Raw genomic sequence first — 24,094 nt, forward strand, 5'->3', positions numbered from 1 at the left:
GTCAGGCCGCCTCTCCGGTGTAGTGCGGGTTCTCCCAGATCACGGTGCCGCCCATGCCGATGCCGATGCACATGGTGGTCAGCCCGTAGCGGACCTCGGGTCGCTCCTCGAACGCAGCGGCCAGCTGGGTCATCAGGCGCACCCCGGACGAGGCGAGGGGGTGACCCATGGCGATGGCGCCGCCGTACGGGTTCACGCGCGGGTCGTCGTCGGCGATCCCGAAGTGCTCGAGGAAGGCCAGCACCTGGACGGCGAACGCCTCGTTGACCTCGAAGGCCCCGATGTCGTCGATGGTGAGGCCGGCCTGCTTCAGGGCCTTCTCGGTGGCCGGGATCGGGCCGGCGCCCATCACCTCGGGCTCGACACCCACGAACGAGTAGGAGACCAGCCGCATCTTGACCGGAAGGCCCAGCTCGCGGGCGGTCTCCTCGTCGGCGAGCAGCGCGGCGGTCGCGCCGTCGTTGATGCCCGCGGCGTTGCCCGCGGTCACCTTGCCGTGCGCGCGGAACGGCGTCTTCAGCGCGGCCAGCGACTCCATCGTGGTGCCCGGGCGCATCGGCTCGTCGGTGGAGGCCAGCCCCCAGCCCAGCTCCTCGGAGCGGGTCGCGACCGGCACCAGGTCGGGCTGGATCCGGCCGGCCTCGTAGGCCGCGGCGGTCTTGTCCTGCGAGCGGACCGCGTAGGCGTCGACGCGCTCCTTGGTGATCGTCGGGTAGCGGTCGTGCAGGTTCTCGGCGGTCTTGCCCATCACCAGCGCGTCGGGGTTCACGATCCGCTCGGAGAGGATCCGCGGGTTCGGTTCCACGCCCTCGCCCATCGGGTGGCGGCCCATGTGCTCGACGCCGCCGGCGATGGCCACGTCGTAGGAGCCGAACGCGATGCCGGAGGCGGTGGTGGTGACAGCGGTCATCGCGCCCGCGCACATCCGGTCGATGGCGAAGCCGGGGACGCTCTGCGGCAGGCCGGAGAGCAGCGCGGCGGTGCGACCGATGGTCAGGCCCTGGTCACCGATCTGAGTGGTGGCGGCCACGGCCACCTCGTCCACGCGCTCGGGCGGGAGCGAGGGGTTGCGGCGCATGAGCTCGCGGATGCACTTGATGACCAGGTCGTCGGCCCGCGTCTCGGCGTACTGGCCCTTGGCCTTGCCGAACGGGGTGCGTACGCCGTCGACGAAGACGACTTCTCGCAGCTGTCGGGACACTCTCGGGGTCCTCTCACGGAAGGGGAAAGCAGGGGATGGTGCCGGCCCAACGTTACCCTGCGGTAACAACGGGCGCAGTCCCACTCCGGTGTGGGTGTCGTCACCCCGCCGCGCTGCCCCGCCTCGTCATCCGCACGCGGGTGGCGGCGGGGGAATATCGTGGTCGGCAGGGACGCTCCGCATGCCGCGCCCCGCAGCTCCAACCCCCGGAAGGACACCCCCGTGTCGCAGGAACCCCGTCTCGTGCACATCGTCGACGACGTGCCCGGGCTCGAAGCCGCCACCGAGCCGGGTCAGGGACGCAACCTGACGATGGTGCTCGTACTCGACGGCTTCCTCGACGCCGGCAACGCCGCCGCCCGGGCCGCCCAGCACCTCGTCGACCTCGGCGAGGGTCCCGTCGTGGCGACGTTCGACGTGGACCAGTTCCACGACTACCGCGCCCGCCGACCCGCGATGTCGTTCGTCCGCGACCACTACGAGGCCTACGACGCCCCGCGGCTGGTGGTCCGGCTGCTGCACGACACGGGCGGCACGCCATACCTCCTCCTGCAGGGGCCGGAGCCCGACAACCGCTGGGAGGCGTTCGCCCGGGCGGTCCGCGAGGTCGTCGAGCGCTTCGGGGTGACCCGGGTCGTGAGCATGGGATCGGTGCCGATGGCCGTCCCGCACACCCGCCCCATCGCCGTCACCCACCACGCCAACGACCCCGACCTGCTCATCGGCGAGAGCGCGTGGCGCGGGGAGCTGCGGATCCCCAGCAGCGCCCAGGCCCTGCTCGAGGTGCGGCTGGGGGAGTGGGGGCACGCGGCCATGGGCTTCGTGGCGCACATCCCGCACTACCTCGCGCAGCTCGACTACCCCAAGGCGTCCGCGGCGCTGCTGGAGCAGGTCGAGAAGGCCGGGCGGCTGACCGTCGACCTCTCCGACCTGCTGGTGGAGGCCGAGGAGCGTGAGGTCGAGATCGCGCGGTACCTCGCCGCCAACGACGAGGTCAACGAGGTCGTGGTCGCCCTCGAGCAGCAGTACGACGCCTTCGAGCGCGCCGAGGAGAGTGGCAGCAGCCTGCTGGCCGAGGACCAGCCGCTGCCCACGGGCGAGGAGATCGGCCAGCAGTTCGAGCAGTTCCTCGCCGGGCTCGACGGGCCCGACGAGCAGTCCTGACCCCGGGACGACCCGGGCCCGTCCGACCGACCTGAACCGAAGCGAGGAATCCCCTTGTCCGTTCCCGCCTCCGACCTCGTCGACCTGCTCGACCTGGAGGAGATCGACGTCAACCTGTTCCGCGGCCGCCAGTCCGACACCGAGCGGCAGGGTCTTCGGTGGCCAGGTGGCCGCCCAGGCGCTGATCGCCGGGGTCCGCACGGTGGAGGACGACCGGGCGATCCACTCGCTGCACTCCTACTTCCTGCGGCCGGGGGACACCAGGGTCCCGATCGTCTACGACGTCGAGCGGATCCGGGACGGCCGCTCCTTCGCCACCCGCCGGGTCGTGGCGCGCCAGCACGGGCGGCCGATCTACTACCTCACCGCGAGCTTCCAGCGCTCGGAGGAGGGCCTGGAGCACCAGGACGTGATGCCGGAGGTTCCCGGCCCCGAGCAGGGACTCAGCCTGGCGGATCTGTGGCGCAAGCGGGGCGACGTCGACGAGGCCGAGTCGCTGGTCAAGGAGTTCGCCTCGCTCGACGCCCGCTACCTCGGCAACTCGCTGCGCGGGCTCGAGGCCGACCCCGCGCACCCGGCGCAGGCGCGGATGTGGGTCCGGGTCACCGAGGACCTCGGCAAGGATCCGGTCCGGCACCTGGCCGCGTTCACCTACGCCAGCGACATGAGCCTGCTCGGTGCCACGCTGGTGCCGCACCGGGCCGGGCCGCCGGAGATCCAGATGGCCTCGCTCGACCACACCATCTGGTTCCACCGCCCCTTCCGCGCCGACGAGTGGTGGCTCTACGACCAGCTCTCGCCCTCGGCCCAGGGCGCGCGCGGCCTCGCGATCGGCCGGGTGTTCACCCCCGACGGCCGGCTCGTGGCCACCGTCGCCCAGGAGGGCCTGATCCGGCCGGTCGACGACCGGCCCTAGAACGGACGCTCAGAGGTCGCGCGTCCGTCCTGCGAGGTGCGGGGCGCCGTTCCTGGGGCTGGTCAACGAAAAGGCGAAGCCGCCGTCGAGCGGCCGGGACCCGAAGGCCACCGAGCCCGGGAGCAGGATCGGCTTCTTGAACGCCACCGACACCTCGACAGCGTCGGGCAGGCGGTTCTCGAGTGCCGCGACGCAGCGGGCCTTGCTCCACATCCCGTGCGCGATCTGGCGCGGGAAGCCCAGCGCCTTGGCGGTCAGCGGGTAGAGGTGGATCGGGTTGTGGTCGCCCGACACCGCGGCGTACCTCCGGCCGAGGTCGCCGGGCAGCCGCCACACGGTGCCGGTCGCGGGTGCCTCGGGGAAGGTGGCGCCCGCCGGGGCGGCCTCGTCGCCGCGGCCGCGGCGCAGGAACGTCGAGGTCTCCTCCCACACCAGCTCACCGGCCGAGTGGACGGTGGTCAGCATGTCGAAGACCTGACCCTTGGCGTGCGGCCGCAGGTTCGTCGCCCGGGCCGTCACCTGGAGGCGCTCGGTCACGGCGACCGGTCGGTGCTGGGTGATGGAGTTCTCCAGGTGCACGGTGCCGATGGCGGGGAACGGGAAGGCCGAGTCCGTCATGATCGTCATGTGCAGGCCGAACGCCAGCAGGTGCGGGTAGGTCAGGGGCACGGTGTCCTTGCGGGGGAAGCCGCACACCTCGTCGTACGCCGCCACGTGGTCGACGTCGATCGGTACGTCGTGGCGGGTGAGCACGAGGTCGGGCAGCCCGGAGCCGTGCTTGCGGATGCCCGGCAGCGCGCCCACTCCCGGCACCGACGGCAGCGCAGCCTTGAGCAGCAGCGGGAGCGCGTGCGGGGTGCCCTCGACGACCCGGGGCTCCATCAGGCCCCCAGCATCATCTGGCCGCAGACCCGCACCACGTTGCCGTTGACGGCGGTGGAGCCGGGGCTGGCGTACCAGGCGATGGTCTCGGCGACGTCGACCGGGAGACCGCCCTGGGACATGGCGTTCAGGCGCTGGCCGACCTCGCGGGTCGCGAAGGGCACCGCGGCGGTCATCTGGGTGACGATGAAGCCGGGGGCGACGGCGTTGATCGTGATGCCGTCCTCGAGCCCCTCGGCCAGCGAGTCCACGAGCCCGATCACACCGGCCTTGGAGGCGGCGTAGTTGGTCTGGCCCACGTTGCCGGCGATGCCCGCGATCGAGGCGACGCCCACGATCCGCCCGTTGTCGTTGACCACGCCCTGGTCGAGCAGCTCGCGGGTGATCCGCTCCGGGCGATCAGGTTGACCGCCAGCACCGAGTCCCAGCGGTCCTCGGCCATGTTGGCCAGCTTCTTGTCGCGGGTGATGCCGGCGTTGTGGACCACCAAGTCCACCCCGCCGTGCTTCTCCTTCAGGTGGTGCGCGATCCGCTGGGGCGCGTCCTTGCCGGTGATGTCGAGGGTGAGGTGGTCGCCGTCGAGCTCGGTCATCAGGGCCTGGAGCTCGCTGGCGGCCTGCGGCACGTCGACGCCGACGACCGTGGCGCCGTCGCGGTGCAGCACCCGGGCGATCTGCTCGCCGATGCCGCGGCTGGCGCCGGTCACCAGCGCGACCTTGCCCTCCAGCGGGCGCTGCCAGTCGGCGACCTCGGCCGCCTTCGTGGTGCCGGTGGCGCCGATCCGGACCACCTGGCCCGAGACGTAGGCGGACTTGGGGGAGAGCAGGAAGGCCAGCGTCGAGGCGGTCGCCGCCTCCGCCCCCTCGGCGACGTAGACGAGCTGCACGGTGCCGCCGCGGCCGACCTCCTTGCCGAGGCTGCGGGTGAAGCCCTCGAGGGCACGCTGGGCGACGCGCTCGCCGCCCTCGACGCTCTCCGGCGGGGTGCCGAGGACGACCACGCGCGGGCAGGTGTCCAGGCGGCGCAGCACCGGGGTGAAGAAGTCCCGCAGCGCGTTCAGGTCGGCGGACGTGGTGATCCCGGTGGCGTCGAAGACCAGGCCCTTGTACGACGCGTCCGCGTCCGGCGCCTGGGTCGAGGCGATGCCCAGCAGGTCGAGCACGCCGGGGAGCGACTCCGCGAGCCGACCACGACCGCCCACCAGCACGGTGCCGTCCACGAGCGGCGCCCCGGCGGCGTACCGCTCCAGGGGGGTGGGGTTGGGCAGGCCGAGGTTCTTCACCAGCAGCTTGCCGATCGGCGTCTGCACGAAGCCCTGGTACTTGTCGCTCATGTGAGTCTGATCCTCCGGATGACGGGGCGGGTCGGGTCCATGTAACTGGACGTGTAACTCTGCGTCCATATTTCGTGACGTGGCCCTCATAACCTTCACTCCCCGGGATCGGAAGGCAAGGATGTCGGGCATGAACCCCGAGACCCGCCGCGTCGCCGTCATCGGCGGCAACCGCATCCCGTTCGCCCGGTCCAACACGGTCTACGCCACCGCGTCCAACCAGGACATGCTGACCGCCGCCATCGACGGGCTGGTCGCCCGGTTCGGGCTCGAGGGCGAGCGGCTCGGCGAGGTCGTCGCCGGGGCGGTGCTCAAGCACTCCCGCGACTTCAACCTGACGCGCGAGTCGGTGCTCGGCTCCAGGCTCTCGCCGGAGACCCCGGCCACCGACATCCAGCAGGCCTGCGGCACCGGCCTGCAGGCGACCATCCAGGTCGCCAACAAGATCGCCCTCGGCCAGATCGAGGTGGGGATCGCGGGAGGCACCGACACCACGTCGGACGCGCCGATCGCGGTGGGGGAGAACCTCCGGAAGATCCTGCTCGAGCTCAACCGCGCCAAGGACCTCAAGGGGCGCCTGGCCGCGCTGGCCAAGGTCCGCCCGGGCGACATCGTGCCCGCGATCCCTCAGAACGGCGAGCCGCGCACCGGCCTCTCGATGGGCGACCACGCCGCACTGACCGCGCTGGAGTGGCAGGTTCGGGCGCGAGGAGCAGGACGAGCTCGCCGCCGCCTCCCACCAGCACCTCGCCGGGCGTACGACGAGGGCTTCCTCGACGACCAGGTCACGCCGTTCCGTGGCCTGGAGCGCGACCAGAACCTCCGCCCGGACTCCAGCGTCGAGAAGCTCGGCAAGCTCAAGCCGGTCTTCGGCAAGGGCGATGCCGCCACCATGACCGCCGGAAACTCCACGCCGCTGACGACGGGGCCTCGGTGGTGCTGCTGGCCTCCGAGGAGTGGGCCAAGGAGCGGGGCCTGCCGGTGCTGGCCTACCTCACCGCCTACGAGACGGCCGCGGTCGACTACGTGCACGGCGGCGAGGGGCTGCTGATGGCCCCGGCGTACGCCGTGGCGCGGATGCTCGAGCGCGAGGGACTGTCGCTGCAGGACTTCGACTACTACGAGATCCACGAGGCCTTCGCCTCGCAGGTGCTCTCGACGCTCAAGGCGTGGGAGACCCGATCTTCTGCAAGGAGAGGCTCGGCCTCGACGCCGCTGGGCTCGATCGATCGGTCGAAGCTGAACGTCAAGGGCTCCTCGTTGGCGGCGGGCCACCCGTTCGCCGCGGGACCGGCGGCCGGATCGTCAACGTGCTGGCCAAGCTGCTCGCCGAGAAGGCCGCCACCGACGGTCCCGGTGGCCGCGGCCTGATCTCGATCTGCGCGGCCGGCGGTCAGGGCGTCGTCGCGATCCTGGAGAGCTGACCTCCCACCCTCTCCGGAGCCGCCGGGGCGGTCCGGGCATCAGTCGAGTCGGGCGGGGTACGAGTCACGCATGGTGGATGCCGCGGACGCCCTGGGCAACGGCCGCTACGAGCTCCATCAGCTGGTCGGGTCCGGCGGCGTCGGGTCCGTCCGGCTGGCGCACGACACGCTGCTCGACAGACCCGTCGCGGTGAAGATGCTGCGCAGTAGCGGCGCCGACGAGACGGTCAGGGCCCGGATACGAGCGGAGGCGCAGCTGGCCGGCGTGCTGCACCATCCGGGGATCGCCCAGGTCTACGACTACGGCGAGGACACGTCCGGCGACGAGCCGGCGCCGTACATCGTGATGCAGTACGTCGAGGGCACCTCGCTGTGGCAGGTGCTGCGGGGAGCGGCGGACGCTGCCGGCCACCGAGGTGATGGACATCGTCGCGCAGGTCGCGGCGGCGCTCCAGGAGGCCCACGGGGCAGGGATCGTGCACCGGGACCTCAAGCCCGCAAACATGCTGGTCACGCCCGAGGGGCGTGTCGTGCTGGTCGACTTCGGCATCGCGCGGACCGTCGACGCCGACCCCCTGACCCTCACCGGCGCCATCGTCGGCACCGCCGACTACATCAGCCCCGAGCAGTGCGACGGGAGCTCGGCGACCAGCCGCTCGGACCTCTACTCCCTCGGCATGGTCGCCTACGAGTGCCTGACCGGGCTCAAGCCCTTCCGCCGCGAGAACGACGTCGCCACCGCGTTGGCACACCTCCGGGAGGAGGCGCCGCCGCGGGCCCGAGGTCCCGAGGGGGTCCGGGCCCTGGTCGAGCAGCTGATCGCGAAGGATCCCGGGGCGCGGCCCGCCTCCGCGGCCGAGGTCGCTGCCCGCGCCGCTGGACTGGCGTCGCCGACGGTCGAGGTGGTGCCGGCGCCGTCGCCGGTGCCCGAGCGTCGGTCCGCGCCCTTGTCGTTGCTCCGCCGGCCGGCCCTGCGGTCGCGCCGGGCGTACGTCGCGGCGGCGGTCCTGGTCGCGGCCGTCGCCGGCTCGACGTTCGTCGCCGCTCGGGAGCCGGGCATCGGCGTCCCGACCTGCGCGGCGAGCACCTGACGGCAGCGACTCAGGAGCTGGACGACCGCGGGCTGGTCGTGGAGAAGACCTTCGTCGACGACCCGGGCGGCCACCGCGGTGTCATCCTCGGCCAGGACCCGGCGCCCGGCACGCGCACCGACGCCAACGCCACGGTGACCCTGACGGTCGCGTCCGGGCGGATCGGCCTCCGAGCGGAACGGGTGATGGGGGAGCGGTACACCCAGGCAGCCCGCGACCTGGTGGCACTCGGGCTGGTGCCGGTGCGAGCATCGCGGACCCAGGCGCAGGACGCCGGCACCGTGGTGGCGGTGGGGCCCACCGGGCGGCTGCCGGTCGGCAGTTCGGTGACGCTGACCGTGGCTGTCCCGCCCCTGGCCCCGACGGCGCCGATGCGGACGGTGCGGCGCTGAGAGGTCAGGTGGGGCGGGTGGCGAGCGCCAGGGCCGACGCGACGAGGTAATCCTTGACCTGGTCGGGCGAGATCGCCCCGACGGTGGGGATGCCGGGGGCGGCCTCCTTGACCAGGATGCCGACCCGGGCGAGCTGCAGCGCACCCAGCCCGCTGGCGTAGAGCGTGTTGGCCAGCAGCGTGGGGTCGGCGACCGTGAAGTCTCCCGACGCCACACCGTCCTCGAGGACGCCGCTGAGGGTGGCCAGGCACGAGGAGATGCCGCGACCGAGCCGGAAGAGCGCGCCCTCGGAGATCTCCTCCAGCAGCTCCGGCCCGCTGCGGCGCATCAGTGCCTGCGCGCAGTCGGTGAAGGCGGGGTGCGACAGCCCGTAGTCCACGAAGGCCCCGACGATCGCCGCGAGCCGGTCCCGCGCCTCGTCCTCGGACGCGGCCGCGTCGGCCAGCGCGGTCCGCAGCTCGTCGAGGTAGGTCACCAGGGTGAGGGCGAAGAGCTCCTCCTTGCCGGTGAAGTGCCGGTAGACGATGGCCCGGTTGATCCCGACCGCCCGCGCGATGTCCTCGATCTGCGCGTCGCGGACGCCACGCGCGTCGAAGAGGGCCCGGGTGGCGCCGAGGATCTCCTTCTCGCGGGCCCGGCGCCGGGCCGCGGCCGCGGAACGCCGGCCGTCGGTCGGGGCTGCTCCTGGGGACGACATGCGGTCATCGTAAAGCGTGTGCAACCCGGTGTTGCACGACTGTGACGCGAATGTCGGACCGAGTCATCGCAGCACGTGTCGCACCGTGCCGTCGCTCAGAGGGCCGATGGCGGTGTCGGCGAAGTAGCTCAGGGAGTTGTAGTCGACGCGCAGGGTCCGCCCGCTGTGTGCGGGAACGAAGAGGCGGGTCCTCTCGCTGTAGTGGCCGCTGCGGAAGTACGTGAGCTTGACGGTGCGATAGCCATGGTTGCTGACACGCAGCGCGCCCGGATGCCCGTCCACCCGGCGCACGGTCGGCGGCGGGAACGCGCGAACCGTGACGGTGAGGGTGCCGGGCGTGAGGTACTGCCGGTCGCAGGCGTAGTAGGTGAGCTCGTAGGTGCCTGCCGCGGCGGACTCCGCGCCCAGATCGACGTAGCGGTCCGGATCATCGGATCGGGCGCGGTCGGAGTCCGCCCACCAGGGCTCGAGGACGGCGCTGAGGTCGGTGTCGGCAGGGATGTCGATCCAGCAGATGCCGAGGTCCCCGGCGCTGTCGTCGGTGTCGTTCGCCAGGACGTGCACGTGCTCGACGTCGTAGTAGTCGAGCGTCACGTGGTCGGGAGCGGTGACGGGAGCCTGGTTGTCGAGTGCGGTCGTGGCGCTGCGTGTGTCCGCGCTGGCCGAGGGGACGAGGCCGGGCTGGGCACCCTGGGCACCCTGGGGCCGGGGCGGCCGGGACAGGAAACCGTTCCGCGAGTCCCTCGAAGCGGGGTGCGAGCCGGCCGCTGGCATCGCGTGCCCCCACGCCCCCACGCTCGGGGGCGGCCCCCGTGTGGCGCATGACGCCGTAGCCGACGGGGTAGGGGTCGTCGCCACCCTCGTCGGCGGTCCGGAACGCCGCCCACGCGATCGACTCGTGGCGCACGGTCCGGTCCTTGGAGGCGTGGGCCGCGAGGGTGAATGCACCGGTGGCCTCGCGGCCGCGCCACGGCCCGTAGAGCACGTCGATGGGCTCGTCGAGCGGGTTGGTGAAGCGCACGACGCCGGGCTCGCCGTCCACCGCGCGGGCGGTGATCCGGCGGACCTCCACGGTCAGCGTGGCCGGGGTGAGCAGGTGAGTGTTGCACGCGTAGTAGGTCACCGGGTAGCTGCCGGTGTGCAGCGTCGTACGCGGCTCGACGGTGAGGTAGGTGGAGGCGGGGCCGATCACGTTCATGCCCGGCCAGCCGTCGTGCGACCAGATGTGCACCCCGAGGCCGGCGTCGTCGGGTGCGTCGACGCGGCAGACCTGGAGGGCGTCGCCCGCGGGATCGGAGTCGTTGTCGAGGACGTCGACCTCGGCCTCGTAGGTCAACGGGGTGATGACGAGGTGGTCGTCCGCGGCGACCGGCGGTGACGGATCCACCGCCTGCGCCTGACCGGCGAACGTCCAGACGGCGCCCACCAGCACGGACCACACGATTCCGGAGCCGAGCAGCCGACCAGTACGACCCGTGCTTCGCATGTGGTCCCCTCATCGGTTGCGACGACGGGAGGACTGTAAGGCGCGGGCGCCACGTCCGTCCGGCAAACGGGTTCGACGGCGCGTGCCGACGGGCCCCCCGCTGGAGACCAGAGGACCGAGGTGGGCACCGCCATGTGGAGCGATGCGGCCGACTGGCCCGGTGACGTCCGGTCAGCCGAGGAAGGTCCTCACGGTCGCGACCGTGTCCGCCTCGGCGGCTGTCTTGTCGTCGCGGTAGCGCACCACGCGGGCGAATCGCAGCGCCATCCCGCCGGGGTAGCGGGAGGACGCTGTACACCGTCGAACGCGACCTCGACCACCTGCTCGGGCCGCAGCGGGACGACGTAGTGTCCTTGATCGAGCCGGGGTCGACTGCCAGGTCGCTGAACGCTCCGTCTGCCAGGCCAGCATCTCGTCGGTCATCCCCTTGAAGGTCTTGCCGAGCATCACGAAGGAGCCTGTCTCGGGGTCGCGGGCACCGAGGTGGATGTTGGAGAGCCAGCCCTCGCGCCGGCCGCTGCCCACTCGACCGCCAGCACGACGAGGTCGAGGGTGTGCACCGGCTTCACCTTCACCCACGCGGCCCCGCGGCGGCCGGCGTCGTACGACGCGGCGAGGCTCTTGACCACCACGCCCTCGTGGCCCGAGTCGAGGGCGTCCTGGAGGAAACACCTGCGCCTCGGCGGGATCGCCGGTGACCAGCCCGGGACCCGGTGCTCGGCCGGGACGAGCCGATCGAGGAGCGCGAGCCGCTCGGCGCCGGGAGCGTCGAGGAGGTCCGCGCCGTCGTGGTGGAGCACGTCGAAGAAGTACGGCGTGACGGCGACGCCGGCCTGCTGGGCGGTCCGTGACGCGGTCTCCTGGAAGGGTCGCGGACGACCGGCCTCGTCGAGCGCGATCGCCTCGCCGTCGAGCACGAACTTCGAGGACGGCAATGCGCGGGCCACCGCGACCACCTCAGGCAGGCGGGCCGTGATGTCCTCCAGGGTGCGGGTCGCGACGAGGACGTCGTCGCCGTCGCGGTGCACCTGGATGCGGATGCCGTCGAGCTTCACGTCGACCGACACGGAGCACCCGGGGCGTCGGCCGCCTTGGCGAGGGCGGCCGCGACGTCGGGCGCGCTGGAAGCGAGCATCGGCAGCACGGGGCGGCCGACCTCCAGCCCGAAGGCGGACAACGCGTCCTGCCCGCCGGTCATCGCCGCCACGGTCACCGCGGTCGTCGATCCCGCGAGCATGGCGGCGCGTCGCACCGCGGGCAGCGGCACGCCCGCGGCCTGGGCCACCGCCTCCTGCACCAGCGCGTCGAGCGCGCCCTGGCGGACAGCGCCCGTGACGACGCCTCGCAGCCAGGCCTGCTCGGCTGCGGTGGCCCGCCCGAACAGCGTGGTCACCGCCGCCGACCGGGCGGCCTGCGAGCCGGGCCCGGCCAGCGCCGCGATGGTGTCGAATGCCTCGTGCACCTCCAGCACGGTCAGCGTGGGCGCGTCCGCCGGGTCGGGCAGGTCCGTCAGACCGCGCCAGCCCAGCCCGGTGCGACGCTGCCGGAGCGTCCCGCCGAGGTAGGCCGTGACCGTCTCGAGCTCCTCGGGCGAGGCCGCGGCGAGCAGGATGGCGATCGCGGCCACCTTGGCCTTGCGGGACCGGGTGGCCGACACGGCGTCGGAGGTGGCGACGAGGTCGGAGAGCAGCACGGGAACATTCTGACCGCAGCCACCGACACCGCCGCCGTGGTCGGAGTGGGTTAGCGTCGGCGACGTGAGCAACGAGGCCGGCCGGACCCGCGTGTGGAGGCCCGACTGGCCCTGCTCGGTGGGCCGGATGCTGCTGTATCGCCGTCGCGGCGCCGGCGACCCGACGTACCACCTCGACGAGGCGGGCCGGCACTGGCGCGGCATCCGGACCCCCGAGGGGCCGGCGACGCTGGTCGTGGGGGCGCGTCCCGACGACGGTGAGGTGCTGGCCGAGGCGTGGGGCCCTGGTGCGACCTGGGCGCTGGACTCGGTGCCCGGCCTGCTGGGGGCCGACGACGACCCGAGCGGGTTCGAGCCCCGCCACCCGGGTCGAGGAGGCCATGCGGCGGCACGGCCCCGTCCGCATCGGGCGCAGCGGCCTGGTCATGGAGTCCCTCGTCCCGGCGATCCTGGAGCAGAAGGTGACCGGCCAGGAGGCGTTCGCGGGGTTCCGGATGCTCGTGCACAGGTACGGCGAGCACGCACCGGTGCCCGGGCCCGGTGGTCGAAGGCTCTGGGTGCAGCCCACTCCTGAGCGGCTGCGCACGATCCCGTCGTGGGAGTGGCTGCGGATGCACGTCGACCCGGCCCGCTCCCGCACCCTGGTCCGGGCTGCCGCGGTCGCCGACGCGCTGGAGCGCACCGCCGTACTGCCCACGAGGAGGCGGACCGCCGGCTGCGCAGCCTCCCCGGCATCGGGGTGTGGACCAGCGCCGAGGTGCGCCAGCGCGCCCACGGCGACCCGGATGCGGTGTCGTTCGGCGACTACCACGTGGCCAAGGACATCGGCTGGGCGCTCACCGGCACCCCCTTCGACGACGCGGAGCTCGAGGAGTTCCTCGAGCCGTGGCGCCCGCACCGCGGTCGCGTCCAGGCGCTGGTCGGCCTGGCCGGGCTGCACCGTCCCCGCCGGGGCGCCCGGATGGCCCCGCGCACCCACTTCCCGGCCACCGTCACCCGTCGGACCTGACCGCCACACGCGGGCGGGGTGCCACCCGTGATCGACCTACCGCCGGTACGGTGACCGGGATGAGCACCGATCTGCAGCAGCTGCGCACGGCCTCCCGGGACGAGGCGTCGGCCTTCTTCGCCGAGGTCGATCCGGAGACGCTGGTGACCGCGGTCCGCGCGACCAGCGACGAGGAGCTCCTCGCCCTGATGGCCCGCGACGAGGTCCGGCCCGCAGCCGTGGAAGGCATCCTCGCCCGGCTCCACGAGTACGCCGTCGCGGAGCGTCTCGCCGAGCTGAAGGGAATCGTGAGGTTCGACCTCGAGCGGCGCGGGACGCTCCTCGAGCGGCACGGACTGGCGTTCGACGGCGGCAGCATGACCTTGCTGCGGGACCTGTCGGGCACCGAGCGCACCGACGTGGCGCTGAGGACCAGCCTGCTGCGGTTCGTGCGGATCGTCAGCGGCGAGCGCAACGCCGGGCTCGAGTACCTGCGCGGCAAGCTCGACATCGACGGCGACGCCATGCTGGCGCTGGGTGTCGGCGGTATCTTCCGGGTGCCCGGCACGGGCGCGGTCGCGGTGGACCCGAGGGCCCTCGACCCGGTCGAGGTCGCCACCGCCCTGGGCGAGGTGAGCCACGACCACCTGAAGAAGGTGATGACGTCGGGCTTCCGCCCGGTGGTGCTCGGCGAGATCTTCCGCCGCCTGCCCGACTACCTCAACCCGGGCAAGGCGGCCCGCGTCGACCTGACGATCGGCTTCCGCCTGCTCGGCAACCCCGAGGGCGAGATCGAGCGGTACGTCGTCCGCGTGGCCGGGGGAGTGGCCACGGTCGAGGTGGGCGACCAGGGGGAGGACCGCGATGCGACGGTCACCTGCGAGGCCCACGACTACCTGCGGCTGGCGACCGGCCACCTCAACCCGGTCACGGCCGTGCTCAAGGGCCAGCTCAAGGTCCGCGGCGACAAGGCCAAGGCGCTCAGGCTGAGCTCGGTCATCGACATCCCCCAGCCGCGCTGAGCCTGCTCGACCGGGGGCCGATCAGAGCAGCGGGCGCAGCGGCGCCAGGACGAACTCCGTGAAACTTGCGGTGCAGGTCGCGCGCCTCCCACTCACCGATGGTGAGCTCGAGCGAGTTCGACTCGTCGGCCTCGAAGATCTCCTCCATCGCCGCGGCGAGCGACTCGTCGATCAGCTCGACGTTGATCTCGTAGTTGCCGCTCAGGCTGAGCCGGTCGATGTTGGCGGTGCCGACCGTGGTCCAGGTCCCGTCGATCGTCGAGGTCTTCGCGTGCACCATGGCGTCCTTGTAGCGCAGGATCCGCACACCTGCATCGAGGAGCTGGCTGAAGTAGCCGCGGGAGATCCAGTCGGCCACGATGTGGTTGGACTTCAACGGGATCAGCAGTCGCACGTCCACGCCGCGCCGCGCCGCCGCCTTCATGGCGTCGACGAAGTCCTGGTCGGGGATGAAGTAGGCGTGGGTCATCCACACGTTGCGGCTGGCCCGGTTGATGGCCTCGAGGTACATGCCGCGGATCGGGAACATCCAGAGCCGCGGCACGTTGCGGTGGAACCGGATCCGCGGCTCCCAGGTCGAGGCGGTCTCCAGCAGGAGCGGACGCTCGCTGGTGCCGATCCGCCGGCGCCGGTTCAGGTTCCAGAAGTCCGCGAAGGCTCGCTTCAGGTCCCAGACCCCGGGCCCGGTCAGCCGCATGTGGGTGTCGCGCCACTCGGTCTCGTAGGCCGAGCCGATGTTGTAACCGCCCACGAACCCGACGCTGTCGTCGACCACGAGGATCTTGCGGTGGTCGCGCCCGTACCGGCGCAGGTCGAAGACCCGCCACCCGGCGGCGTACACGGGGTAGCGGAGCACCTTCATGCTCGGCGGGAACCGCTTGAACCGGGGCGAGACCACCATGTTGGCGAAGCCGTCGTAGATGCAGTAGACCTCGACGCCACGGGCGGCGGCCGCGGCCAGCGCCTCCTTGAAGCGCTCGCCGATCTCGTCGCCCTTCCAGATGTAGGTCTCGAAGAGGATCTGACGGGTCGCCCCCTCGATCGCCGCGAGCATGTCGTCGAAGAGGTCCTTGCCGAACGTGTACGTCGTGACGGTGCCGTCGCCGATCGGGACCGTGCGCGGTTTGGTGACCGGGAACGGCTTGGGCTTCTTGCCCCGCCGACGGTAGGAGTCGACCAGCGACATCCCGATCGCCAGCGCCAACTGCACCCCGACCATCGCGAGGGCGGTACGGCGCAGCAGCCGCAACAGCCGTTCGGCGACGGATGGGGCAGATGTGGTCACGGGTTCAATCTAGTCGCGGACTCCACGCTTTGCCGGGCAGGCGGGTGTCAGGCGGCGAGCGTGAGGGCCAGTCGCGGGCGCTGGATGTCCACGCGGGGTCCGGGTGGTCGGGCTGCGGGGGTGGGTGGTGGGGGTGCGGTGCTGCGGTGGTGGTGGCCGGTGGGGGTGGTGATGCCGATGGTGTGGGGTTGGTCGAGGTCGCCGGGGACGGGTCGGTGGCGCCAGCCGGGCGCCTCTTTGGCGTGGTTGCAGCTCTCGCAGAGGCCTTGGCCGTTGTGGGCGCTGGTGGGGCCGCCGCGGTGCCGCGGCTGGGCGTGGTCGGCGTGCCGGATGGGGCGTTGCACCAGGGGGTGCGGCAGGTCTGGTCGCGCAGGGTGAGGTGGTCGCGCAGGTGTCCGGTGAAGTGCGCGGCCTCGGTCTCGAGGGCGACCAGGGCGCCGGTGGTGGGGTAGTGGAAGAACCGCTGGATGGTGGAGCGGATCTGGGGGCTGGTCGCGGCCAGGTCGCGGGCGATGGTGGCGGGGATGTGGCCGCACCAGGGCAGCCAGGCGGGGGTGTGGTCGTGGCCGAGGAGGGTCTCGGCGGAGACGAGGACCTTCAGGGCGACCGGGGTGCGGGTGGCGGTGGGCTGGCCGGTGAGGCGGGCCACGGCGGTGTCGGTCTGGTGCTGGCCGCGGGTGCGGGGGTCGCCGGTGGCGCGGTCGCGGTCGGTGGCCTCGGTCAGGGAGGTCATCACCGCGGCGTACTGCCAGTCGGCCAGGGTGATGGAGAGCTGGGCCATGCCGTCGCCCAGGAGTCGGCCGGTGACCCGACGGGAGGCGTGGGCGCGGTGTCGGCGGGCCAGGGCGGTGACTTCGTCGAGGGAGAGCGCGAGGCGGCGCACGGCCTGGGTGAGCCGGGTCTCGCCGAGCCCGTCCAGCGCACCGGGCTCCCCGGCGATCTGGGCGTCGATGGTCAGGCGGTGCTCGCGGGTGAGGTGGCTGGTCTCGGTGGCGATGATCTGGGCGCGGCGTTCGGACAGGTCGCCGCGGCGGAGCGCGGTGTAGGTGTGGGGCAGGTCGTGGAGCAGGGCGCGGGCCAGGGTGAGGTGGGCGCGGCCCCGGTGGGGTGACTCGCGGCGGGCCAGGCCGATCTCGGCGCCCAAGGCGGCGTCCCGACGCCCCGCCACCCGGGCGGGGGTGTGGGGGCGGCGGTGGTCGAGCTGGTCGGTGATCGCGGCCTGGGCGGCCGCGGCGGCGGACTTGATCCGTTCCAGCGCCTCGAGGTGGTCGATGCAGGTGGCGTCGTCGGCGGGCACGTCGAGGTCGGCGAGCATCTCGACGAGCCCGTCCAGGGCGCGCTGCTGGACCGCGGCGACGTCCACCACTGACTCGGTCACGTGTTCGACAATACGTTCGAACAGTGACTGCCACAAGGTCTTCTCCACTGCTCCTCCGGCAGCGCCGCCTTCCAACACCGATCAGGATTCGAGAAGCACCCCGACGTCCCCGGACCTAGCCTCTTCACAGAAGGCCGGCACCACGCCGGACCTCGAGAGCGAAAGGCGGCGACGACGATGCCCACGAACAGTTCCGCGACCGAGTCCAACGGCTTCACCGCCGAGGAGCGTGCTGCAATGAAGGAGCGCGCCGCCGAGCTGCGCGCAGAGGGCAAGAAGGGCGCCAAGAAGGCCGACGGGCTGCAGGCGGTGCTCGAGGCGATCGCGAAGATGGCGCCGGAGGACCGCGCGCTCGCCGAGCGCGTGCACGTGGCGGTGACCACGACCGCGCCGGACTGGCACCGAAGACCTGGTACGGGATGCCGGCGTACGCCAACGGCGACGGCAAGGTCGTCGTCTTCTTCCAGGATGCGGGCAAGTTCAAGTACCGCTACTCGACCCTGGGCTTCCAGGACTCCGCGAACCTCGACGACGGGGACCTGTGGCCGGTGTCGTACGCGCTCCGGGACTGGAGCCCCGTGGTCGAGAAGAAGGTCGTGGAGCTGGTCAAGGCCGCGATCGCCTGACGACCAGCGTTCGTGAAGGTGTGCGCTCTGCTCGAGCTCGACCAGCCGACGGCCCTGGCAACCAGCCTGAGCCGATGGCTCGGCGAGCAAGCATGACGGACGACGGCCTGCACCGAACTCGGCAGACCACGCCCCGTTCGGGGCGACGCGGCGCTACTCGCCGGGGTCCTTCACCCTGGAGAAGGTCGCCGGGCGGTGCAGGATCGTGACCCTGTCCCGGGGCCAGACGAGCGCGAAGACGCGCCCGACGACCAGGTCGGTGTCGACGTACTCGTCACCGGGCACGCAGGCGGGATCGGAGCCGCTGCACATGTGCACCGTGGAGTCCGCCGAGTTGTCCCGGTTGTCGCCCATCACGAAGATGTGGCCGTCGGGGACCGGACCGGCTGTCCAGGCGCAGGTGGTGGTCATCGGACCGTTGCAGGTCTGCTGGGGAGAGATGTAGTCGCTCTCGTTGAGCGGGGTCCCGTTCACCATGATCCTGCCGCGCGAATCGCAGCACGTGATGACGTCACCGGCGACGCCGATGACCCGCTTCACGAGGTGCCCGCCCGAGGGGTGAGACCGGCCTTGGCCATCAGCGAAGCGAGGGCGCCGTGAGGACCCGCGTCCTCCGCACCGCCCAACCAGTCACCCGGGTCCTTGAACACGACGACGTCCCCGCGCTGCGGTGACCCGCCGAACCAGTACGACGGCTTCTCGACCAGGATCCGGTCGTTCTTGACCAGGCCGGGCTCCATCGAGCTCGACGGGATGTAGAAGGCCTGCAGGAAGAGCGCCTTGATCACGATCGCCAGGACGACCGCGACGGCGAACAGCACGACCGTCTGCTGCCAGAGCGGACGGCGAGGACGGCGACGCGGCCGCCCGCTGGCGCGATCCGGCTCGCCCGGAGAGTCCGTCAGCACGCCCTCGCCGACGCTGGTGGTCTCGTCCACGCGCTGCCCCTGTCAGATACTGCGCGCCGTCCCTCGGCACCAGCAGCCTGACCGGAGTATGGCCGCGGCGGCCGGACCAGTCGTCATACACCGGCTGGTTTCACCGACGCTCGGTATGCAGCGTGCAAGGACCTAAGGACCTGTCTACACCGCCGTCGCGAGGCGTTGACTGCAAGAGAGTGGAGGGAGCAGGGCAATGACGCACGTGAGGGGTCACATCGACATCGCAGCATCCGTGGAGACCGTCTTCGACGTCGTGGCGGACCAGACCAACGAGCCGACGTACAACCCGGGCATGGTGAGCTCCGAGATGGTGACGCCGGCGCCGCTGGGCGAGGGGAGCAGGTTCCGCGCGGTCGCCCGGAGCGCAGGCCGCGAGGTCCCGATGACCATCGAGCTGGTCGAGTACGGCAGACCGCACCACCTCGGGTCCTCACCTCGGTGGACGGCACCATCATCGACGGGACGCTGGACTTCGCACCCCACCCGGGCGGCACCCGGATGACGTGGGACTGGGACGTGCGGAGCACCGGGAGGCTCCGGTACGCCGGTCCGGTGATCGGCTACCTCGGCCGGCGCCAGGAGCACCGGATCTGGCTCGGGCTCAAGCGTCGCCTGGAGAGCGTGCCGGTCCGCACCGGGGAGTGACGGCCCGCCCGGTGTGCATCGCGTGTCCGTGGTGACCCGCTCGGAATAACACTGTCGGCGGCGACGTTTACTCTCGTCGTATGCGACCAGTGACCGATCTCGAGCGCCGGGTGGCGCCCCTCCAGGTCGTCTCCGACTACGAGCCGTCGGGTGACCAGCCGACCGCGATCGCGGAGATCGCCAAGCGGATCAAGGGTGGCACCCAGGACGTCGTCCTCCTCGGCGCCACCGGCACGGGCAAGACGGCCACGGTCGCCTGGGTGGCCGAGCAGCTCCAGCGCCCGCTGCTGGTGCTCCAGCCCAACAAGACGCTGGCCGCCCAGTTCGCCAACGAGCTGCGCCAGCTCTTCCCGGACAACGCGATCGAGTACTTCGTCTCGTACTACGACTACTACCAGCCCGAGGCGTACGTCCCGCAGACCGACACCTACATCGAGAAGGACTCCTCGATCAACGAGGAGGTCGAGCGGCTGCGCCACTCGGCGACCAACTCGCTGCTGACCCGCCGCGACGTGATCGTGGTCAGCACCGTGTCGTGCATCTACGGCCTGGGCACGCCGCAGGAGTACGTCGACCGGATGCTGCGGCTGCGGGTGGGGGAGGAGCACGACCGCGACTCGATCCTGCGCCGGCTCGTCGAGATCCAGTACACCCGCAACGACATGAGCTTCACCCGCGGCACGTTCCGCGTGCGCGGCGACACCCTCGAGATCTTCCCGGTCTACGAGGAGCACGCCGTCCGCATCGAGTTCTTCGGCGACGAGATCGAGCGGCTGATGACCCTCCACGCGGTCACCGGCGAGGTGCTGACCGAGGACCAGGAGCTCTACGTCTTCCCGGCGACTCACTACGTCGCCGGTCCCGAGCGGATGGAGCGGGCGATCCGCGGCATCGAGGCGGAGCTCGAGGAGCAGCTGGCGAAGTTCGAACGCGAGGGCAAGCTCCTGGAGGCCCAGCGCCTGCGGATGCGCACGACGTACGACGTCGAGATGATGCGCCAGGTCGGCTCCTGCTCGGGCATCGAGAACTACTCGATGCACATCGACGGCCGCAGCCGGGGCTCCGCGCCGAACTGCCTGCTCGACTACTTCCCCGAGGACTTCCTGCTCGTCGTCGACGAGTCGCACGTCGCCGTGCCGCAGATCGGCGGCATGTACGAGGGCGACATGTCCCGCAAGCGCAACCTGGTCGACCACGGCTTCCGCCTGCCGAGCGCGATGGACAACCGGCCGCTGCGCTGGGAGGAGTTCCTCGACCGGATCGGCCAGACCATCTACCTCTCGGCGACCCCGGGCGACTACGAGCTGGACAAGGTCGGCGGGGACGCCGTGGAGCAGATCATCCGGCCGACCGGCCTGGTCGACCCCGAGGTCGTGGTGAAGCCGACCAAGGGCCAGATCGACGACCTGATCCACGAGATCCGCACCCGCACCGAGAAGAGCGAGCGCGTCCTGGTCACCACGCTGACCAAGAAGATGTCCGAGGACCTCACCGACTACCTCCTCGACGCCGGCATCCGGACCCGCTACCTCCACTCCGAGGTCGACACCCTCAAGCGGATCGAGCTGCTCCGCGACCTGCGCCTGGGGGAGTACGACGTCCTCGTCGGCATCAACCTGCTGCGCGAGGGCCTCGACCTCCCCGAGGTGTCGCTGGTGGCGATCCTCGACGCCGACAAGGAGGGCTTCCTCCGCTCGGACAAGTCGCTGATCCAGACGATCGGCCGCGCGGCCCGCAACGTGTCCGGCCAGGTGCACATGTACGCCGACCGGATCACCCCGTCCATGGAGTCGGCGATCGACGAGACCAACCGTCGCCGCGCCAAGCAGGTCGCCTACAACAAGGCCCACGGCGTCGACCCGCAGCCGCTGCGCAAGAAGATCGCCGACATCACCGAGATGCTCGCCCGCGAGGACGAGAGCACCCAGGCGCTGCTCCAGACCTGGGCCGGGACCGAGGCCAAGGGCCGGGCCGGTGGCGTGAAGGCGAGGCAGCCCGTTCCCGCGCTGTCGTCCAAGGACGCCGGCAAGCACGCCGCCGAGCTCGCCGGGATGCCGAGCGCCGACCTCGCCCAGCTGATCCAGGACCTCACCGACCAGATGAAGAACGCCGCCGCCGAGCTGCAGTTCGAGGTCGCGGCGCGGCTGCGCGACGAGATCTCGGAGCTCAAGAAGGAGCTCCGCCAGATGATGGAAGCCACCAAGTGACGGCAACCCCCCGGCGCGCCTACGTCGTCTGGGCGGTCGGCCTGCTGGTCTACCTGCTCGCCGTCTTCCACCGCTCCTCGCTCGCCGTCGCGGGGCTCGCCGCCACCGACCGGTTCGACATCTCGGCCTCCCAGCTCGCCACGTTCACGATGCTGCAGCTGCTGGTCTACGCCGGCATGCAGATCCCGGTCGGGCTGATGGTCGACCGGTTCGGCTCGCGCAGCGTGCTGCTCGGCGGCACCGTGCTGCTCACGGTCGCCCAGTCCGGCTTCGCCCTGGCCGAGACCTACCCGCTCGCCCTCCTGGCTCGCGTCTTCGTGGGGATGGGCGACGCGATGACCTTCATCTGCGTGCTGCGGCTCGTGAGCACGTGGTTCCCGACGCGACGGATCCCGCTCGTCACCCAGTTGACCGGCACCCTGGGGCAGCTCGGGGCGGTGGCGGCCGCCGTCCCGATGACCTGGGCGCTGGGTCACCTCGGCTGGACCCGGGCCTACCTGATCGCCGCCTCGATCGGCGTGGTGCTGGCCGTCGCGGTGCTGCTCCTCCTGCAGGACGCCCCGGGCGCCCGCCACGTCCGGGGGCCCAGCCTGTCACTCGGCGCCGTGCGCGACAGCCTGGCCGCCTCGTGGTCCCACCCCGGCACCCGGCTCGGGTTCTGGATGCACTTCTCCACGCAGTTCAGCGCCACCACGCTGGCCCTGCTGTGGGGCTACCCCTTCTTCGTCCGCGGTGAGGGGCTCAGCCCGTCGGCGGCCGGCGCACTGCTGACCACCATCGTCGTGGCGATCATGTTCAGCGGCCCGGTCCTGGGCTGGCTGATCGGCGCCCACCCGTGGCACCGCTCCACCATGGTGCTCACGATCGTCTCCACCATCGTGGCGGCGTGGACCGTGGTGCTCGCCTGGCCGGGTCACGCGCCGCTCTGGCTGCTGGTCGTCCTTGTCCTGGTCGTCGGCGTCGGCGGCCCGGCCTCGATGATCGGCTTCGACGTCGGCCGCACCTCCAACCCCTCGGAGCGGTTCGCCAGCGCCAGCGGCATCATCAACCAGGGTGGCTTCATCGCCAGCCTCGTGCTGGTCGTGGTGATCGGCCTCATCCTGGACTGGCGCACCCCGGGTGACAGCACCGCATACACGCCCTCGGCGTTCCGATGGGCGATGAGCGCCCAGTACGCCCTGTGGGCGCTCGGGCTGCTGCAGGTGTGGCGCTACCGCCGTCGGACCCGGGCGGTGGTCAGCCGTGACGAGCTCGAAGGCGTGCTGCCAGCAACGGTGTGAACATCAGGATCACCAGCAGCCGGAAGAGCTGGACCGCCATCACGTAGGTCACGTCCGAGCCGCTGTCGGCGGCCGTCGCCAGGACGGCGAAGAGGCCGCCGGGCGTCGTCGCAAGATAGGCCGTGAGGCCGTCGATCGGTCAGCCAGGCCAGTGCCGCACCCATCGCGGCCGTCAGGCCGATCATCGAGACGATGACCACCAGCACGACAGGCAGCATCCGCGCGATCGAGGCGAGGCTGGCGCGGGTGAAACGCAGCCCGACCTGCACCCCGATCAGCACGTACGCCGTCCACTGCAGCACCAGTGGCACCGCCGGTGTCCCCAGCCAGCCGGTGGAGGAGAGCGCGGCCGCGACGGCGAGCGGGCCCAGCAACGCGGCGGTGGTGACCGGCACGGCGCCCGCGACCAGCAACCCGCCGACCAGGGCGATCGCGACGTAGACGAGGTCGGTGCCGAACGGCGCCCCGCCCTGGTCGAACCGCCCGACCCCGTGCTCGGGGTGGAAGACCACGGCCGTCACCACCGGCATCACCATCAGCACCACCAGGACCCGGAGGTACTGGACCACGGTCACGACCCGGTCGTCCGCGCCGAGCTCGCGGGCGATGGCAACCACGCCCGACGCGCCCCCGGCGATCATCGCGAAGGCACCCGTCACGTGGCTGACGTCGTCACGGACCGCGAGGACGCGCCCGGCGAGCAGGCTGATCGCCACGGTGCCGACGGTCACGACCAGGATCGGCAGCAGGTCGCTGCCCATGCCCGTCAGCGCCGAGAGGCTGACCAGCGAGCCGATCGTGACCCCGATCAGGGCCTGCCCGACGCGGAAGGCGAAGGGCGGGACCCGGAGGGCCGTGGGGGACGTCAGCGCGTGGGCCATGCCGCCCAGGAGTGCGCCGAACAGCACCGCGGACGGGAGCCCCAGCAGCTCGAAGGCGACGCTCGTCGTGCCCGTCACCAGGAGGATCAGAGCCCAGGCGGCAACGGCGCTGCGTTCGGTGGGCATCGTGGTCACCCTAACGACGCGGCGAGGCGGAGGACGGTCAGCGTCCCCAGCCGCCGTACGGGACGGTGAGGATCTCCAGGCTGTGCCCGTTGGGGTCGTTCCAGTAGAGACCGCGACCGCCGTCGTTGGTGTTGACCTGGTGCGGCCGGTGGTGGAACGGGTCGGCCCACCACTCGAGTCCGCGATCCCGGATTCGGGCGTGGATCTGGTCGAACTCCTCCTCCGCGACCAGGAACGCGTAGTGCTGCGGCCGGGGCTCGCCGTGGTCGTCGGCCACGTCGAGCGAGACGTCGTTGCTGACCTGTACGACCAGGAATGGGCCGAACGACGCCGGCTCGGGCAGGCCGAGGATGTCGACGAGGTGCCGGGCGGTCTCCTGCTTGTCGCGGGCTTGCACGATCGTGTGGTTGAGCTGAACCGCCACGTCACTCCTCGC

Annotated in this window: 27 protein-coding genes and 3 pseudogenes; 15 read left to right on the plus strand and 15 right to left on the minus strand. The window is 71.7% G+C overall.

What is annotated here, in order from left to right:
* Nucleotide 1 precedes the first annotated feature (1 nt).
* Complete coding sequence (locus H0S67_RS10770; protein ID WP_180936566.1) at nt 2-1,201, minus strand: thiolase family protein; 1,200 nt, start codon at nt 1,199-1,201, stop codon at nt 2-4.
* A 222-nt stretch (nt 1,202-1,423) separates the two neighbouring features.
* Between H0S67_RS10770 and H0S67_RS10775 the strand changes: the two genes are divergently transcribed.
* Nucleotides 1,424-2,365 carry a proteasome assembly chaperone family protein gene (locus tag H0S67_RS10775; protein ID WP_180936567.1) on the plus strand — a complete coding sequence of 314 codons (942 nt, stop codon included), beginning with the start codon at nt 1,424-1,426 and terminating at the stop codon, nt 2,363-2,365.
* A 166-nt stretch (nt 2,366-2,531) separates the two neighbouring features.
* The gene (locus tag H0S67_RS10780; protein WP_343050470.1) at nt 2,532-3,281 is read left to right on the plus strand and encodes an acyl-CoA thioesterase; all 750 of its coding nucleotides are present in this window, start codon (nt 2,532-2,534) and stop codon (nt 3,279-3,281) included.
* Nucleotides 3,282-3,290: 9 nt separating this feature from the next.
* Here the strand turns inward: H0S67_RS10780 and H0S67_RS10785 are convergent, their stop codons facing one another.
* The 3 genes from H0S67_RS10785 to H0S67_RS10790 are packed head-to-tail and all read right to left on the minus strand — an operon-like array spanning nt 3,291 to nt 5,496.
* On the minus strand, nt 3,291-4,163 hold the full coding sequence (locus tag H0S67_RS10785; RefSeq protein ID WP_180936568.1) for a MaoC/PaaZ C-terminal domain-containing protein: 873 nt from the start codon (nt 4,161-4,163) through the stop codon (nt 3,291-3,293).
* The gene (locus tag H0S67_RS28105; protein WP_425489914.1) at nt 4,163-4,522 is read right to left on the minus strand and encodes an SDR family oxidoreductase; all 360 of its coding nucleotides are present in this window, start codon (nt 4,520-4,522) and stop codon (nt 4,163-4,165) included. The genes H0S67_RS10785 and H0S67_RS28105 overlap by 1 nt, the downstream gene beginning before the upstream one ends.
* Entirely contained in the window at nt 4,423-5,496 is a 1,074-nt protein-coding gene (locus H0S67_RS10790) for an SDR family oxidoreductase (RefSeq protein ID WP_281369009.1), read from the minus strand. The genes H0S67_RS28105 and H0S67_RS10790 overlap by 100 nt, the downstream gene beginning before the upstream one ends.
* A gap of 130 nt (nt 5,497-5,626) precedes the next feature.
* Between H0S67_RS10790 and H0S67_RS10795 the strand changes: the two genes are divergently transcribed.
* The 5 genes and pseudogenes from H0S67_RS10795 (at nt 5,627) to H0S67_RS10810 (ending at nt 8,403) form a co-directional block, all read left to right on the plus strand.
* Nucleotides 5,627-6,547, plus strand: coding sequence for a thiolase family protein (locus tag H0S67_RS10795; protein ID WP_246355291.1), 921 nt, complete (start codon nt 5,627-5,629; stop codon nt 6,545-6,547).
* The gene (locus H0S67_RS25045; RefSeq protein WP_246355292.1) at nt 6,478-6,867 is read left to right on the plus strand and encodes a hypothetical protein; all 390 of its coding nucleotides are present in this window, start codon (nt 6,478-6,480) and stop codon (nt 6,865-6,867) included. Before H0S67_RS10795 ends, H0S67_RS25045 begins: the two co-directional genes overlap by 70 nt.
* A gap of 123 nt (nt 6,868-6,990) precedes the next feature.
* Nucleotides 6,991-7,254 (plus strand): annotated as a pseudogene (locus H0S67_RS28110) (protein kinase domain-containing protein); the annotation flags it as partial.
* Between the two features lie 85 nt (nt 7,255-7,339).
* The gene (locus tag H0S67_RS10805; RefSeq protein ID WP_180936569.1) at nt 7,340-8,011 is read left to right on the plus strand and encodes a serine/threonine-protein kinase; all 672 of its coding nucleotides are present in this window, start codon (nt 7,340-7,342) and stop codon (nt 8,009-8,011) included.
* Nucleotides 8,012-8,043: 32 nt separating this feature from the next.
* Nucleotides 8,044-8,403, plus strand: coding sequence for a PASTA domain-containing protein (locus H0S67_RS10810; protein ID WP_246355360.1), 360 nt, complete (start codon nt 8,044-8,046; stop codon nt 8,401-8,403).
* Nucleotides 8,404-8,407: 4 nt separating this feature from the next.
* Here the strand turns inward: H0S67_RS10810 and H0S67_RS10815 are convergent, their stop codons facing one another.
* The 4 genes from H0S67_RS10815 to H0S67_RS25055 form a co-directional block, all read right to left on the minus strand.
* Nucleotides 8,408-9,100 (minus strand): TetR/AcrR family transcriptional regulator, encoded by a 693-nt coding sequence (locus H0S67_RS10815; protein ID WP_180936570.1) that lies wholly within the window; start codon nt 9,098-9,100, stop codon nt 8,408-8,410.
* A gap of 63 nt (nt 9,101-9,163) precedes the next feature.
* On the minus strand, nt 9,164-9,694 hold the full coding sequence (locus H0S67_RS10820; RefSeq protein ID WP_180936571.1) for a hypothetical protein: 531 nt from the start codon (nt 9,692-9,694) through the stop codon (nt 9,164-9,166).
* A 1,338-nt stretch (nt 9,695-11,032) separates the two neighbouring features.
* Nucleotides 11,033-11,653, minus strand: coding sequence for an ATP-dependent DNA ligase (locus H0S67_RS25050; protein WP_246355293.1), 621 nt, complete (start codon nt 11,651-11,653; stop codon nt 11,033-11,035).
* Nucleotides 11,638-12,279: a hypothetical protein gene (locus H0S67_RS25055; protein WP_246355294.1), complete on the minus strand. Its 642-nt coding sequence runs from the start codon at nt 12,277-12,279 to the stop codon at nt 11,638-11,640. The genes H0S67_RS25050 and H0S67_RS25055 overlap by 16 nt, the downstream gene beginning before the upstream one ends.
* Nucleotides 12,280-12,343: 64 nt before the next feature.
* On the opposite strand from H0S67_RS25055, the gene H0S67_RS25060 reads away from it, so the two are divergent.
* The 3 genes from H0S67_RS25060 to H0S67_RS10835 are packed head-to-tail and all read left to right on the plus strand — an operon-like array spanning nt 12,344 to nt 14,289.
* Nucleotides 12,344-12,853: a hypothetical protein gene (locus tag H0S67_RS25060; RefSeq protein WP_246355295.1), complete on the plus strand. Its 510-nt coding sequence runs from the start codon at nt 12,344-12,346 to the stop codon at nt 12,851-12,853.
* A 21-nt stretch (nt 12,854-12,874) separates the two neighbouring features.
* Complete coding sequence (locus H0S67_RS25065; RefSeq protein ID WP_246355296.1) at nt 12,875-13,288, plus strand: DNA glycosylase family protein; 414 nt, start codon at nt 12,875-12,877, stop codon at nt 13,286-13,288.
* A gap of 59 nt (nt 13,289-13,347) precedes the next feature.
* Nucleotides 13,348-14,289: an SCP2 sterol-binding domain-containing protein gene (locus H0S67_RS10835; RefSeq protein WP_180936572.1), complete on the plus strand. Its 942-nt coding sequence runs from the start codon at nt 13,348-13,350 to the stop codon at nt 14,287-14,289.
* Here the strand turns inward: H0S67_RS10835 and H0S67_RS10840 are convergent.
* From H0S67_RS10840 to H0S67_RS28125, 3 genes and pseudogenes are all read right to left on the minus strand, one after another.
* Nucleotides 14,264-15,574: a phospholipase D-like domain-containing protein gene (locus H0S67_RS10840; RefSeq protein WP_343050472.1), complete on the minus strand. Its 1,311-nt coding sequence runs from the start codon at nt 15,572-15,574 to the stop codon at nt 14,264-14,266. The genes H0S67_RS10835 and H0S67_RS10840 overlap by 26 nt on opposite strands.
* A 47-nt stretch (nt 15,575-15,621) precedes the next feature.
* Nucleotides 15,622-16,110 carry an HNH endonuclease gene (locus tag H0S67_RS28120; protein ID WP_425489932.1) on the minus strand — a complete coding sequence of 163 codons (489 nt, stop codon included), beginning with the start codon at nt 16,108-16,110 and terminating at the stop codon, nt 15,622-15,624.
* Nucleotides 16,077-16,889: pseudogene (locus H0S67_RS28125) on the minus strand (DUF222 domain-containing protein); the annotation flags it as partial. The pseudogene H0S67_RS28125 and the gene H0S67_RS28120, both read right to left, overlap by 34 nt.
* Before the next feature lie 482 nt (nt 16,890-17,371).
* Between H0S67_RS28125 and H0S67_RS25070 the strand changes: the two are divergent.
* Nucleotides 17,372-17,578, plus strand: a complete 207-nt coding sequence (locus H0S67_RS25070; RefSeq protein WP_246355297.1) for a hypothetical protein — start codon at nt 17,372-17,374, stop codon at nt 17,576-17,578.
* A gap of 153 nt (nt 17,579-17,731) precedes the next feature.
* On the opposite strand, the gene lepB (H0S67_RS26680) is transcribed toward H0S67_RS25070, so the two are convergent.
* Together lepB (H0S67_RS26680) and lepB (H0S67_RS26685) are read right to left on the minus strand one after the other, a co-directional pair.
* Nucleotides 17,732-18,118: a signal peptidase I gene (gene lepB / locus H0S67_RS26680; RefSeq protein ID WP_281369011.1), complete on the minus strand. Its 387-nt coding sequence runs from the start codon at nt 18,116-18,118 to the stop codon at nt 17,732-17,734.
* Nucleotides 18,115-18,516, minus strand: a complete 402-nt coding sequence (lepB, locus tag H0S67_RS26685) for a signal peptidase I (protein WP_281369012.1) — start codon at nt 18,514-18,516, stop codon at nt 18,115-18,117. Before lepB (H0S67_RS26685) ends, lepB (H0S67_RS26680) begins: the two co-directional genes overlap by 4 nt.
* A gap of 196 nt (nt 18,517-18,712) precedes the next feature.
* Here lepB (H0S67_RS26685) and H0S67_RS28130 point away from each other — a divergent pair, with 196 nt between their 5' ends.
* The 4 genes from H0S67_RS28130 (at nt 18,713) to H0S67_RS10880 (ending at nt 22,651) form a co-directional block, all read left to right on the plus strand.
* The gene (locus H0S67_RS28130; RefSeq protein WP_219635638.1) at nt 18,713-19,021 is read left to right on the plus strand and encodes an SRPBCC family protein; all 309 of its coding nucleotides are present in this window, start codon (nt 18,713-18,715) and stop codon (nt 19,019-19,021) included.
* Nucleotides 18,958-19,164 (plus strand): SRPBCC family protein, encoded by a 207-nt coding sequence (locus tag H0S67_RS23575; RefSeq protein ID WP_219635769.1) that lies wholly within the window; start codon nt 18,958-18,960, stop codon nt 19,162-19,164. The genes H0S67_RS28130 and H0S67_RS23575 overlap by 64 nt, the downstream gene beginning before the upstream one ends.
* A gap of 80 nt (nt 19,165-19,244) precedes the next feature.
* Nucleotides 19,245-21,371 carry an excinuclease ABC subunit UvrB gene (gene uvrB / locus H0S67_RS10875; protein WP_180936576.1) on the plus strand — a complete coding sequence of 709 codons (2,127 nt, stop codon included), beginning with the start codon at nt 19,245-19,247 and terminating at the stop codon, nt 21,369-21,371.
* Entirely contained in the window at nt 21,368-22,651 is a 1,284-nt protein-coding gene (locus H0S67_RS10880) for an MFS transporter (RefSeq protein WP_180936577.1), read from the plus strand. Before uvrB ends, H0S67_RS10880 begins: the two co-directional genes overlap by 4 nt.
* On the opposite strand, the pseudogene H0S67_RS10885 reads toward H0S67_RS10880, so the two are convergent.
* Both H0S67_RS10885 and H0S67_RS10890 read right to left on the minus strand, forming a co-directional pair.
* Nucleotides 22,608-23,658 (minus strand): annotated as a pseudogene (locus tag H0S67_RS10885) (AbrB family transcriptional regulator). The gene H0S67_RS10880 and the pseudogene H0S67_RS10885 overlap by 44 nt on opposite strands.
* Before the next feature lie 37 nt (nt 23,659-23,695).
* A complete protein-coding gene (locus tag H0S67_RS10890; RefSeq protein ID WP_180936579.1) occupies nt 23,696-24,082 on the minus strand; it encodes a VOC family protein in 387 nt (128 codons plus the stop codon).
* Between the last annotated feature and the right edge of the window lie 12 nt (nt 24,083-24,094).

Source organism: Nocardioides ungokensis (assembly GCF_013466985.1).
GTDB classification, from domain to species: domain Bacteria; phylum Actinomycetota; class Actinomycetes; order Propionibacteriales; family Nocardioidaceae; genus Nocardioides; species Nocardioides ungokensis.

Excerpts from the sequence above, each read along its gene's own strand:
- H0S67_RS10785 (WP_180936568.1), bottom strand. The coding sequence starts at position 4,163 with ATGGAGCCCCGGGTCGTCGAGGGCACCCCGCACGCGCTCCCGCTGCTG.
- H0S67_RS10790 (WP_281369009.1), bottom strand. The coding sequence starts at position 5,496 with ATGAGCGACAAGTACCAGGGCTTCGTGCAGACGCCGATCGGCAAGCTG.
- H0S67_RS10795 (WP_246355291.1), top strand. The coding sequence starts at position 5,627 with ATGAACCCCGAGACCCGCCGCGTCGCCGTCATCGGCGGCAACCGCATC.
- H0S67_RS10805 (WP_180936569.1), top strand. The coding sequence starts at position 7,340 with ATGGACATCGTCGCGCAGGTCGCGGCGGCGCTCCAGGAGGCCCACGGG.
- H0S67_RS10815 (WP_180936570.1), bottom strand. The coding sequence starts at position 9,100 with ATGTCGTCCCCAGGAGCAGCCCCGACCGACGGCCGGCGTTCCGCGGCC.
- H0S67_RS10835 (WP_180936572.1), top strand. The coding sequence starts at position 13,348 with ATGAGCACCGATCTGCAGCAGCTGCGCACGGCCTCCCGGGACGAGGCG.
- H0S67_RS25070 (WP_246355297.1), top strand. The coding sequence starts at position 17,372 with ATGCCGGCGTACGCCAACGGCGACGGCAAGGTCGTCGTCTTCTTCCAG.
- H0S67_RS28130 (WP_219635638.1), top strand. The coding sequence starts at position 18,713 with ATGACGCACGTGAGGGGTCACATCGACATCGCAGCATCCGTGGAGACC.
- uvrB (WP_180936576.1), top strand. The coding sequence starts at position 19,245 with ATGCGACCAGTGACCGATCTCGAGCGCCGGGTGGCGCCCCTCCAGGTC.